Below are 12,520 nucleotides of genomic sequence, written 5' to 3' on the forward strand. Positions count from 1 at the left end.
CGACGGCGGCTGGATCGCGGCGCCGGTGCCCGGCACGGTCGCGCAGGCGCTCGCGCTGGCCGGCCGGCTCGACGAAGCCGCGTCGCTCGACGAGCGCGACCACTGGTACCGCCTCGAGCTGCGCGGGCGCGGGCCGCGCATCCTGCGCTTTCACGGCCTCGCGACGCTCGCGCAGGCCTGGCTCGACGACACGCCGATCCTCCATTCCGACAGCATGTTCGTCGCGCACGACGTGCCCGTGTCGCTCGACGGCACGCACCGGCTGACGATCTGTTTCCGCGCACTCGCGCCGCACCTGCGCGACGCACGCGCACCGCGCCGGGCGCGCTGGCGCACACGGCTGGCCGAGCCGGCCGGGCTGCGCACGATCCGCACGTCGCTGTTCGGGCACATGCCGGGCTGGTTTCCGCCGTACGTGCCGACCGGCCCGTGGCGGCCCGTCGACGTGCTCGATCCGGCCGACGGGCCCGTTCTCTCCGATTGCAAACTGCAGGCACGCGTCGAAGGCGACACGGGCTGGCTCGATGCGGAACTGACGTTCGCCGCGCCGCTGCCCGACACGTTCGCGGCGCGGCTGTCGTGCGGCGAACATCACGCGACGCTCGAACGGGCCGGCGCCGACCGGCTGCGCACGAGCGTCGCGATCCCCAACGTGCGCCGCTGGTGGCCGCATACGCATGGCGAACCGGCGCTCTACGAGATCGCGCTGCATATCGGCGCTACGCGCCGGCCGCTCGGCTCGACGGGTTTTCGCACGATCGAGATCGATCCCGGCGCCGACGGCAAGGGGTTCGGACTGCGCATCAACGGCGTGCCCGTGTTCGCGCGCGGCGCATGCTGGAGCAGCGCCGCGCCGCTCGCGCTGCACGCGGACGACGCGACCTACGGCTACCTGCTCGGGCTCGCCCGCGACGCCGGTTTCAACATGATCCGCGTCGGCGGCACGATGACCTACGAGGCCGACGCATTCCACGCGGCGTGCGATCGGCTCGGGCTGCTGGTGTGGCAGGACTTCGGTTTCGCGAACTTCGATTACGCGCTCGACGATCCCGCGTTCGCGGCCAACGTCGATCGCGAAGCGAGCCAGTTCCTCTCGCGTCGCGGCGCCTCGCCGTCGCTTGCGGTGCTGTGCGGCGGCAGCGAGATCGCGCAGCAAGCCGCGATGTCGGGGCTCGGGCCGAAGCAGCGCTTCCTCGAATTGACGGCCGACCGGCTGGCCGGCCACGCCGCCGCGCACCGCCCCGATGTCCCTTACGTGCCCGATTCGCCCGACGGCGGTGTCCTGCCGTTCACGCCGCGCGAGCGCGTGTCGCACTACTACGGCGTCGGCGCGTACCTGCGTCCGCTCGACGACGCGCGCCGCGCGGACGTGCGCTTCGCGAGCGAATGCCTCGCGTTCGCGAACGTGCCGTGCGACGCGACGCTCGCGGAACTCGGCTGGCCCGGCGTGCACGAGCCTCGCTGGAAGGCGGCCGTGCCGCGCGACCCCGGCACGTCGTGGGATTTCGACGATATCCGCGACCACTATCTGCAGACGCTCTACGACGTCGCGCCCGACCGGCTGCGGCGCGAGGACCCGGCGCGCTATGTCGAGCTGTCGCGTGCGGTGATCGCGGACGTGATGCGCGAGACGTTTTCCGAATGGCGCCGCGCCGGCTCGCGCTGCGCCGGCGCGCTCGTGTGGCAGTTCCAGGACGTGATGCCGGGCGCCGGATGGGGGGTGATCGACGCCGCGCACCGGCCGAAATCGGCCTGGTATGCGCTGCGCCAGGTGCTGCAGCCGATCCAGGTGCTGCTCGTCGACGAAGGACTGAACGGGCTCGACGTGCACGTCGTCAACGAGCGCCCGGCGCCGCTGTCGGCGGCGATCGAGCTGGTCGCGCTGCGTGACGGCCGCACGCCGGTCGCGCGGGCCGGCTGCCCGGTGCGGATCGCCGCGTACGACACGGTGCGGCTCGGCTCGGCCGAGTTGCTCGGCCGCTTCTTCGACTGGACCTACGCGTACCGTTTCGGCCCTTGCGAACACGATACGGTCGTCGCGACCTTGCGCGCCGACGACGGCACGCTGCTGTCGCAGGCGTTCCATTTCCCGTCCCGCACGCATCCGGCCGTGCTGGCGCGCCGCGAACCGGGGATCGAGGCATGCGTGTCGCGCACCGACGAGACCTGGCACGTCGACATCGACACCCGCCACGTCGCCCGCCACGTGCAGATCGACGCGCCGGGTTTCATGCCGGGCGACGACTGGTTCCATCTCGCGCCCGGCACGCCGGCGCGCATCGCGCTGATTCCATTGCGAATCGACGGGAAGCCCGCGGCGGCTGACGACAACGCGCCGCCCGCGGTGGAAATCCGTGCCGTGAACGCCTCACGCGCGGTGCGGGCCACCCAAGCCGGGTGACGCGACGCTCGCGGCTGCCGCGAGCGTCGTGCCGCCATGTATCAATCGGACGAGCCTGTCCCGCGCGGCCGCTCGATACCGTACGCCTCCATCCAGCGATACAGCGTCGCGCGCGACACGCCGAGTTCGCGCGCCGACGCGGCAACGCGCCCGCGCGTCCGCAGCAACGCGATTTCGATCGCCTCGCGTTCGATCGACTTGCGGATGTCGGCCACCGACGGCGACGCCGCGTCGAGACAGTATTCGAGCTCGAGGTCCTGCGCGGTGATCAGGCGCCCTTCCGTCATCACGACCGCACGGCGCACGCGGTTGATCAGCTCGCGGACGTTGCCCGGCCAGTCGTGCTTGTAGAGCGCCGTGATCGCATCGGTCGAGAACCCGCGCACGCGATGGCGCGCGTCGCCGCGAAAGCGTTCGAGCATGTGGTGCGCGAGCAGTTCGATGTCCTTGCCGCGGGCGCGCAGCGGCGGCTGGTCGATGCGCATCACGCAGAGACGGTGGAACAGGTCGGCGCGAAAACGCCCTTCTTCCATTGCCTCGCGCAGATCGACGTGCGTTGCCGACACGATCCGGACGTCGACCGGCACCGGATCGCTTCCGCCAAGACGATGAATCGAACGCTCCTGCAGAAATCGCAGCAGGCTCGCCTGGCTTTCGTGCGGCAGGTCGCCGATTTCGTCGAGCAGCAGCGTGCCGCCGTTCGCGGCTTCGACGTAGCCGATCTTGCGCGCGTTCGCGCCGGTAAACGCACCGCGTTCATAGCCGAACAGTTCCGATTGCAGCAGATGCGGCGGGATCGCGCCGCAGTTGACGGCAACGAACGGGCCGTTGCGCCGTTCCGAATGACGATGGATCGCGACGGCCGTGAGTTCCTTGCCGGTCCCCGTTTCGCCGAACACGAACACCGGTGCGTCGGTGCGCGCGAAACGCCGCACCGTATCGAACAGCCGCAGCATCGCGCTGCAGGTGCCGACGATGCCCTTTTCTTCCGATTCGAGCTGTTCGCGATCGCGCGCGAACAGGCATTCCATGCCGTAGGCATGGCCGACCGTATCGGCGATCCGCTGGTGCGACGCCGGCAACGTCACGTAGTCGAAGCAGTAGTCGCGCAACAGCGCCCGCACGTTCGGCGAGGCGGTCTGGCCGACATCCACGAGCGCCACCCAGACGACGTCGCGCATCGACGCGCAGGTCGACGCGATGCTGCCGATCGCATCGGCGTGGCCGCCGCTCAAGTCGAGAATGCCGCAGGTAATTTCGCCGGACGTGTCGCGCAGCTCGTTCGCATGCGCGACGACCGATACTTTCCAGTCGCGGCGCGACAATTCCTTTCGCAGCATCACGGACGGCGACTGCGTCCAGTAAATCAACGGACGCTGCCCGTTACCGCTCCCCACGCCGGCGCTCTTATCGCGCGTTATTGGCATATTCATAACGAACCATCATTTTCTGCACTCCGCGAACCGTACGCGTGCGCTGCGGCCGGCGGCGCATGGCCGCCTTTCCGCGCTGCGTTTCCGCAGCCTTGGCGAAGATCGAAACTGCACACGGCGAGAACCCCCGGAGGTCGAGCCGAATGTCATCCGGCCTCGTTGTCATCGAACTCGAACGGAATGCGCGGCTACGGGAGCCACGACATTCCGGCTTTGAAGCGACCCGCCGTCAGGCGGGGCACGTCGGCAACGGAAATTCCGTCCACATGTGCGTCGCGTCGTACACGACAGTCGCGCCCGATGCTGAACCGGAGGGCTGCCAAACCGCGCCCGGATTGACCGCCCCATTTCATCCGCACCTGAATCTACACCCCGTTTCGCGTTGGTCTTGTTACCAAACGATAAACCTGAATCAGTCGGTTACGCTGCCCGCGGCGCGGCGCCGTGCGCTTTTGACCACTGAGATTTGATTATCTATGACCATTCCCGTCAATCAGTGGCAAATACTACTTTTCCGCAAGATTGATCCCGGCGATTGCCCGTGATTTCCATCGAAATCTCCCAAAAATCGCGGCGCCGTGTTCGCCGGACCGCATAATCCCGCCCGCGGCCGGGTAGCCGGATCGCATCGCGGCGGCGCGCGGGCCGCCCGGCAGTTACACGTCGTAATCACCGCGTAATCCTCGACATCGCGCCGCACCGGCTCTTTTAGGCGGATTCGCGCCGACCCGCGTGAGTCGGCGTGAATACCGGGCGTTGGCGCGCGTGTCGTGCGATGCAGCATGATCGCCCCCTTGCGCGGCCGCGCCAGCCGCACGGCTCGAACGGGTGCCGACGCCTGACAGATCGCGGCGATCGGGCATGCGCGCGAGCGGCAGCGTACCGACGCCGGACGGGTGCACCGCGCAGGTGCGCGCCATTCCGCTGGAATGCGGCGAGATCGCATGAATCCGCCGACGCCCCGCAATCGGCGGCGATCCTGTGTCACGCACTGCCGCGCACGATCAGCCCAGGCTCGCAATTTCCGGTCCCGCCTCCGTCCGTCGTTTGCGTGCGATGTCGTCCGACCGTGCTTCATTGCAGGCCGCCACGATGAATCAATTATGAAAAGGCACCGGCCCGGACGGTGTGTGCTACCGCACCTTGCGACGCTCGCGCGTCATGCGCATCGCCCCGTATCCGGCGCCGGCGTGCGAATCCCGAGGGTGAGTACGCTTTCGAACAGACCGCCGTACCGCGCATCCGGATGATGAGGATCGCCGCGCTGCACGGAACGATCGCGTCCGTGCGGCGCGGCATGCCGAAGGCATCACGCGAGGACAGCATCATGGAATGGCATTGTTGTGAATTCGAACATCTGAGCGCCGTCGATCTCTATGCAATCCTGCGCGCGCGCAACGCCGTGCTGGTGGTCGAGGACGCGCACACGCATCTCGACATCGACGGCAAGGACGCGGGCGCGCTGCACGTCTACGCGAGCGTGCGCGACGGCGACACGACGGAAGTCGCCGCCTACGCGCGCATCCTGCCCGGCGACGACATCGATCCGGACGTCGTGATCGACAAGGTGCTGACGAGCGAAAGCTGCCGAGACGACGACACGCTCGAACGCCTGATCGAGCGCGCGCTCACCGCCGCGCAGGCCGCGTGGCCGGACACCGCGGTGCGCACGCACGTGCCTGCGCCGCGTCAGGCGTTCTACAAACAGTTCGGATTCCGCAAGGCCTACGGCCCGTATCTCGAACAGGGCGCGCCGTTCGTGGGCCTGGTCCGGTCGGCCGACCGCGCGGCCGGCGCGCTGCGTCAGCTGCTGTCGCGCGCCGTTTCGGTCTCGCGCAACGACGACGCACGCGCCGACGGCCGCGCTCACCCCCGACTACCTGCCGATACCGGAGCGAACCGATGACCCGCACCCTTCGCCCGGTTCCCGAACCCGATCTGCCGAGCATCCTGCCGGTGATTCTCGCCGGCGGCTCCGGCACGCGGCTGTGGCCGCTGTCGCGCGAGCAGTATCCGAAGCAACTGATCGAGCTGGTTTCGAACGAGTCGCCGCTGTCGGCGACAGCGCGCCGCCTGAACGGCATCGCGAACGCGTCGCTCGGCGACACGCTGCTGCTCGTGTGCGGCGAACAGCATCGCTTCATGAGCGCCGAGCAGGTACACGGCCGCTCGGCGCCTGCCCGCATCCTGCTGGAGCCGGCCGCGCGCAACACCGCGCCCGCGCTGACGCTTGCGGCGCTCGATGCGAGCGCGCTCGCGGACGATCCCGTGCTCGCCGTGATGCCGGCCGATCACGTGATCGTCGACGTCGGCGCGTTCCAGGACGCGATCGCGCGTGCGGCGCGTTATGCGCAGGAAGGCGCGATCGTCACGCTCGGCGTGCTGCCGCGCCGCGCGGAGACCGGCTACGGCTACATCCAGGTCGGCGAACCGCGCTCGGGCCGCCGCGGCAGCCAGGGCGGCTACGCGATCGGGCGTTTCGTCGAAAAGCCCGATGCAACGCTCGCCGAGCGCTATCTGCAATCGGGCGATTACTGGTGGAACAGCGGGATCTTCGTCACGCGCGCATCGGTCTGGCTGAAGGCGATCGGCGCACTCGCGCCGGGCATCCACGCAGCCTGCGACAGCGCATGGCGCGCGGGCGTCGCCGACGATCCGTTCTTCCGGATCGATGCGGCGGCCTTCGACGCGTGCCCGGCGGATTCGATCGACTATGCGGTGATGGAGCGCCTCGCGGAACACGCCGAACTCGGCATCGAAGGCATCGTGGTGCCGCTCGCGGCGGGCTGGTCGGACGTCGGCACGTGGGACGCGATCTGGGAAATCATGCCGAAGGACGACCAGGGCAACGTCGCGCGCGGGCCGATCGTCTTCGAGGATACGCAGGACAGCCTCGTGCGTTCGGAAGGCCGTCTCGTCGCGTGCGTCGGGATGAAGGACGTCGTCGTGATCGAGACGGCCGATGCGGTGCTGGTCGCGAACAAGCACGACGTGCAGCGCGTGAAGAACATCGTCGCGCGCCTGAAGACCGACCAGCGCCCGCAGGCGAGCGAGCACCGCAAGGTGCAGCGACCGTGGGGCCACTACGATTCGATCGATCTCGGCGAGCGCTTCCAGGTGAAGCGGATCGTCGTCGAACCCGGCAAGCGGCTGTCGCTGCAGATGCACTATCACCGCGCCGAGCACTGGATCGTCGTGCGCGGCACCGCGAAGGTGACGCGCGGCGCCGACACGTTCCTGCTGTGCGAGAACGAATCGACGTACATCGCCGTCGGCGAAGTGCATCGACTCGAGAATCCCGGCCGGATTCCGCTCGAAATCATCGAGGTGCAGTCGGGCAACTATCTCGGCGAGGACGATATCGTGCGGTTCGAGGATCAGTATGGGCGGGCGGTCGAGGCACTGCCGCCGCAATCCGTGCAGCCTGCGTCACCCGCAACGCATGCACCTGTCGATATGATCGACACTGCTCGACAGACGTGAGCCGAACCGCCCGGATATGCGCGACATCTGGCCGAAGGCACGTCGGCCACTCAATGTAAGCCATCGCACCTAGTCAGCCGCACGGGCATAGCACAATGCTTGTGACGCACGGAATCAAGTGCGCCCGTGCGACCGCTGCCGGTTTCGCGAATGAGGACGCAACTTACTCAATGCCAAATCATTCAGGAATGCATAGTTCTACGATTCCTCATGACGAGCCGATCGGACGCAACCGACTTCGCGATTTGCCGGATACCCGCGTCTTGCGGGCGGCCGCGCCACACCCGGTCGAACTAACCGTCTCGAAGATGACCAGACAAAGAATCGTTCACATTGTCGAAGCGTTTGGCGGCGGCGTGCTGTCCATGCTGGTCCATCTCGCCAACCACGCCGCAGCGGCCGGCGTCGACGTGACCGTGCTGCATTCGATCCGCTCCGAGACGCCGATCGATTTCCCGACGCTGTTCCGGCCCGGCATCAAGCTCGTCCACGTCGCGATGGCTCGCGAAATCAGCATCAGGCAAGACTTGATCAGCGTGAAGGAACTGGCCGACATGCTTCGCGAATGCGACCCGACAGTCATCCACCTTCACTCTTCGAAGGCCGGAGTGCTAGGGCGTGCTGCCGCGAGGATAGCGACACCTGGTGCGAAGGTGCTCTATTCACCGCATGGACTCTCGTTCTTGCGTCGTGACGTCTCCCGCGCGAAACAGCTTGCCTACCTCGGCTTTGAACGAATGACGGCCCTTCTGGGCGGCACCATCGTCGCCTGCTCGGACAGCGAGCTCAGGGAAATCAAAGGCAGGATTCGGGCAAAAACGGCGGTGCTCGTGGAAAACGGCGTCAATGTAGCCGAGGTTCCTTCACGTCAACCGCGTGGCGATCGAAAGATCGTGGTAGGGATGAGCGGGCGCGCGTCGTTTCAGAAAAATCATCAAGCCTTCCTGCAACTGGCGACCGATCTGCGCGATTCCGATCTGACGTTCATGTGGATCGGCGGCACCCCTGACGACATCCCGGATCAGCAGGAAAACCAGGTCATTTCCTGTAGCGGATGGGTGACACGCACGCGTGCACTCGAACTGACGTCCCAACTGGATATCTACGTCCAGACATCCCGCTGGGAAGGCATGCCCGTCGCGCTGATCGAAGCCCAGGTCGCCGGGCTGCCCGCGGTGGTGACCGACGTCGTCGGCAACCGCGACGTCGTCATTCATGGTGTGACCGGCTATGTCGCGTCAAACGCCGACGAGATGGCGCGGTATGTGGCCATGCTCTGCGACGACCACCAGTTGCGAGAGCAAATGGGGGAATCGGCGAGAAAGTTCGCACTTCATCGATTTTCCATGAACGCGATTTTCCGGCAATGGCAATCCCTTTACGGACTGAGCCCCCATTTGCGTACCGTCCCTGCACGACGGTTCGAGCCTGCGGCGCCCGATCACGTCGAGGCCTGACACGCGGCCGGAACCGGATCGGGTGGCCGCGGCCTCGAGCGCGAAGCCGTCGGGATATCGCGTGCATGGCCGGGATGGAACGCGCCGACGCAACGCATAACGACAGACAAACGCTGCCGTTCAGGGCGCGCGGCAAGCGCCCTGGACGCGCATCGATTTCACCGGATTTGACATGAGCACGCCCAAAAAACCCAAGCAACTCGTATATAACGGCCGATTCTCCACCCAAAAGACGACCGGCGTGCAACGCGTCGCCCGCGAGCTCATCGCCGCCCTGGTCAGGGTGCAACCGCAAGGCTCGATCACGGTTCTCGTGCCTCCGCACGCCGACGCGACGGTGGACGGGACGACGACGCTCAAGGTCGGTTTTTCCAAGGGCGTGATCTGGGAACAACTGGCATTGCCGCTTTTTTCGTCTCGTAACCGCATCGTCAACCTGAGCAATTCCGCTTCCGTTTTCCTCGGCAATCAGATCATCTACATGCACGATGCCGCGGTGTTCGACACCCCTGCCCACTTTTCCCGACTGTTCCGGGCGTGGTATCGGGTCATGTTCTGGATTCTCGCGCGCACGTCCCTATGCGTGTTGACCAATTCTCGCTTCTCGCGCGATCGCCTCGCTCACCACTGTGGTGTTTCAACGAAAAAAATCAGCGTCGTGCCGCTCGGTGCCGACCATCTCGACGCCCTGGAACCGGACGCGAGCATACTGAAAACACTCTCGCTCACGCCGGGCAGATTCGTGCTGGCGGTCAGCAGCATGAATCCGACCAAGAACTTCGGCCGGCTGATCGCGGCATTCCGACAACTCAACGACGCGTCAGTGGATCTGGTCATCGTCGGCATGCGCAATGCCGCCGTTTTCGGAACGCAAGACGATATTGCCGCCACCGAGCAGAACATCAAGTACGCCGGATACATCAGCGACGAACAATTGAAGGCACTGTACCAACATGCCGTCTGCTTCCTCTACCCGTCGATCTATGAAGGCTTCGGCATTCCGCCGCTCGAAGCCATGCGCCAGGGTTGCCCGACCCTCGTGGGACGATCGGCGGCATTGCCCGAGGTCTGCGGCGATGCAGCGCTGTACTGCGATCCCTATTCGCGTGACGACATCGCGGAAAAGCTGCGAAATTTGCTGGACTCGGCCGAACTCAGAGCGGACCTGAAACGTAGGGGTTATTCGCATGCGGCGCAATACAGCTGGAGCAAAAGCGCGGAGATGATGACGCGAATATTCGATTCGCTTTGAAGCGATCGCTATGTGACGTCGGGCTCGCTCGAGCTGACGATCGCCGAGGCGACCGGGCAAGAGTTGCTGGGCGCGACCTGTGCGCAACACGCCCGGCCCCGTCAGCCGCCGCCCGCTTCCGACCGCTTCATGAATGTCGCAGTCCAACGCGGCAAACGCAGCACCGCCGGAAAGGCGCTCACGTGATCGCCGCCGGTTTCCACCGGCGCTACGTGCGGGCCCCCGTGAACTACGCCCGCTGGCGTGCCGCTGTCCGAACCGGGAAGCCGCGCGTCGTTACACGCTCGACGATTATCTTGTTCGTCCCCGTGTAGGTATTGAACACGTGCCCGGTAATATCCGCGCCAATGCTCGTCAAACGCGACAGCGCCTCCTCAACATCCGAGGCACGCGTCAAGCCACCGCGCGACACGAGCACATGCGCGTCGCAGCCTGCGCCGACGATGCCGAGCGCATCGTTGCTCGTCAATAGCGGCGGTCCGTCGATGACGATGAAGTCGTAACGCTCGCGCACCGATGCGAGAAGCCTGGCGAATTCGGCGCCCTCGAGCAACTCGCCGGGCGACGTTTTGTCCGGCGAGCCCGCCGGCATGATCGACAGGCGGCTTCCCGCCACACGCAGCGTGACGACATCGGGCAACACCGAGCCATCGAGCACCTGGGCGAGTCCCGGGCCGCCCGCGACCGACGACCCACGCAGGTCCGCATTGATCAGCAGCACGCTGGCATTCGCTCCCGTCAGCAGATAGGCAAGATTCGACGACACGAAGCTGCAGCCGACGCCAGCCGTCGGCCCCGTGAACAGCAGGACCTTGCCCCCGCTGCCCGGGCGACGCTCCGCGAGCGCGACCTTCAGGCTCGCACGCAATGCGCGCACCGAATCGATGCCCGCATCGTCCGGGTGCGTGGCCGCCACCGGCAACGCCGTCGAGCGAGGCCCGCCCGGTACGGCCGCCGATGCAGGCGACGACGTGACGATCGCGAGACACGGCCGACCGGTCAACCTGGTCAGTGCAGCGGGCGAATACAGTTCGCGGCGATGCAGCGACAGCAGATGCACGCCCGTCAGCGCAAGGAATACGCCGGCGAACAACGCGCCCAGAACGATGATGCCGCGCTTGGGCCAGACCGGCCGGAACGGTGCGACCGCGGTATCAACGGCCGTCACGCCCGGCGCCGCGCTGGAGATGGCGATCTCGAGCTGCTGCGCGTTGGTCAGTACCCCCGTGTACAACTGGGTGGCGATCGTCACCTGACGCGACAGTCGCACGAACTCGCGCTGGGTCGTCGGCAATCTGGCCGCCATCGCGCTCGTGTCGCGAATCTCGCGCTTCACCTGTTCGAGCTGAGCCTGCACGGTCTGGTACTGCAAGCTCTTTGGCAGGAAGCGCTGCCGGACGTCGTCCAGCGAAATCTGCAGCTCGGTCTGGTGTTCCGCGAGCGTATTGAGCCGGCTGATCAACGCGGCGCCTTGCTGATCGACGTCGATCGCACCGTTCTGTGTCCGGTACCGATTCAGATCGTCCTCGGCCTGTTGCAAATCGTGCTTGAGTGCCGGCAACCGCTGGCGCAACGCATCGAGATTGCGTCGCGCGCGGTCCGTCCGAAATGCGAGATCGCGCTGCAGATACTGTTGGACGATCGCATCGACCATCTTTTTCGCGTCGCGCGCATTGTCCGCCTGATAGCTCAGGCGAATCATCGACGGCGATTCCAGCGTCGAATCGCGATTCGGCACGACCGTCTTCAGATGCTTCGATACGTTTTCGTAGACGAGCGGCTCCGGCTGCTTGCGCACGGTGAACGCAATGCCGGGCCGTGCGCGCAACACGTCGATGCGCAATCGGCCGGCCGTCGCTTCGCCGGGAAGCCTGAACGGCACCGCTTCACCCACCTTGCCTCGCGCAAGCACGTTGTTGTCGTCATCGTAGAGCGTCCAGTTGTTCGCGTCTTCCGCGACGATCCTGAATCGCTCGCCGAGCGCATTTTTCGGCAGCAGGAATTCACCGATATCGATCCGCTCACCGCCCCACGCATAACCGGTCAGCCCCAGCGGGGCCGAAGCGAGCGTGTCGTCCACGTCGAAGCGCGACGCAACCAGCCCGCCGATCAGCGGAAACCGGCTCGCGTTACGGATATCGAGATCGGCACCGGTCGTGGAGATCGCGTTGTCGATGACCGCGCGCGAGATCAGCATCTCGCTTTCGTCGGACGCGGACGGCGAAGCCGTGATGGTTCCGGAGACATCCGACAACGAACTGATCGACGAGCCGGGCTTCGTCTGCACGCGCAAAAGCGCTTCGGCCCGGTACTGCGGCGTGGCCAGCAGCGCGTACAGCACCCCTGTCGCGAACGTCGCGCCGATCGTTGCAAGGAACACGCGACGATGCCGTCTGATCGCGTGCCAAAGCTGGGCCATGCCGGATTCATCCGGCATCCGCTGTGAATCCACGATGTTTCGTGCGGTGAGTTTCATGATTTTTTTCTGAATGAT

The 12,520-nt window shown here is 66.1% G+C and carries 7 protein-coding genes; 5 read left to right on the forward strand and 2 right to left on the reverse strand.

Annotation, left to right across the window (positions count from 1 at the left end):
* Positions 1 to 13 precede the first annotated feature (13 nt).
* On the forward strand, positions 14 to 2,401 hold the full coding sequence (locus tag JMF86_RS21500) for a glycoside hydrolase family 2 protein (RefSeq protein WP_374039683.1): 2,388 nt from the start codon (positions 14 to 16) through the stop codon (positions 2,399 to 2,401).
* Positions 2,402 to 2,442: 41 nt separating this feature from the next.
* On the opposite strand, the gene JMF86_RS21505 is transcribed toward JMF86_RS21500, so the two are convergent.
* Positions 2,443 to 3,834 carry a sigma-54 dependent transcriptional regulator gene (locus JMF86_RS21505; RefSeq protein WP_011547861.1) on the reverse strand — a complete coding sequence of 464 codons (1,392 nt, stop codon included), beginning with the start codon at positions 3,832 to 3,834 and terminating at the stop codon, positions 2,443 to 2,445.
* Positions 3,835 to 5,131: 1,297 nt separating this feature from the next.
* Between JMF86_RS21505 and JMF86_RS21510 the strand changes: the two genes are divergently transcribed.
* The 4 genes from JMF86_RS21510 to JMF86_RS21525 all read left to right on the forward strand — a co-directional run bounded on the left by JMF86_RS21510 (position 5,132) and on the right by JMF86_RS21525 (position 10,026).
* A complete protein-coding gene (locus tag JMF86_RS21510; RefSeq protein ID WP_171984285.1) occupies positions 5,132 to 5,740 on the forward strand; it encodes a drug:proton antiporter in 609 nt (202 codons plus the stop codon).
* Entirely contained in the window at positions 5,737 to 7,317 is a 1,581-nt protein-coding gene (locus JMF86_RS21515; RefSeq protein ID WP_011547864.1) for a mannose-1-phosphate guanylyltransferase/mannose-6-phosphate isomerase, read from the forward strand. Before JMF86_RS21510 ends, JMF86_RS21515 begins: the two co-directional genes overlap by 4 nt.
* Before the next feature lie 308 nt (positions 7,318 to 7,625).
* Positions 7,626 to 8,774: a glycosyltransferase gene (locus tag JMF86_RS21520; RefSeq protein WP_201317148.1), complete on the forward strand. Its 1,149-nt coding sequence runs from the start codon at positions 7,626 to 7,628 to the stop codon at positions 8,772 to 8,774.
* 172 nt (positions 8,775 to 8,946) lie between these two features.
* Positions 8,947 to 10,026 (forward strand): glycosyltransferase family 1 protein, encoded by a 1,080-nt coding sequence (locus JMF86_RS21525; RefSeq protein ID WP_011547866.1) that lies wholly within the window; start codon positions 8,947 to 8,949, stop codon positions 10,024 to 10,026.
* 229 nt (positions 10,027 to 10,255) lie between these two features.
* On the opposite strand, the gene JMF86_RS21530 is transcribed toward JMF86_RS21525, so the two are convergent.
* Entirely contained in the window at positions 10,256 to 12,445 is a 2,190-nt protein-coding gene (locus tag JMF86_RS21530; protein ID WP_226292038.1) for a GNVR domain-containing protein, read from the reverse strand.
* Between the last annotated feature and the right edge of the window lie 75 nt (positions 12,446 to 12,520).

The organism is Burkholderia sp. E168m15 (assembly GCF_016586105.1).
In the GTDB taxonomy this organism is placed as follows: Bacteria; Pseudomonadota; Gammaproteobacteria; order Burkholderiales; family Burkholderiaceae; genus Burkholderia; species Burkholderia orbicola.

What these genes read in the sequence shown, in the direction of transcription:
- JMF86_RS21505 (WP_011547861.1), bottom strand. Translation starts at nt 3,834, where the DNA reads ATGAATATGCCAATAACGCGCGATAAGAGCGCCGGCGTGGGGAGCGGT.
- JMF86_RS21510 (WP_171984285.1), top strand. Translation starts at nt 5,132, where the DNA reads ATGCCGAAGGCATCACGCGAGGACAGCATCATGGAATGGCATTGTTGT.
- JMF86_RS21515 (WP_011547864.1), top strand. Translation starts at nt 5,737, where the DNA reads ATGACCCGCACCCTTCGCCCGGTTCCCGAACCCGATCTGCCGAGCATC.
- JMF86_RS21520 (WP_201317148.1), top strand. Translation starts at nt 7,626, where the DNA reads ATGACCAGACAAAGAATCGTTCACATTGTCGAAGCGTTTGGCGGCGGC.
- JMF86_RS21525 (WP_011547866.1), top strand. Translation starts at nt 8,947, where the DNA reads ATGAGCACGCCCAAAAAACCCAAGCAACTCGTATATAACGGCCGATTC.
- JMF86_RS21530 (WP_226292038.1), bottom strand. Translation starts at nt 12,445, where the DNA reads ATGGCCCAGCTTTGGCACGCGATCAGACGGCATCGTCGCGTGTTCCTT.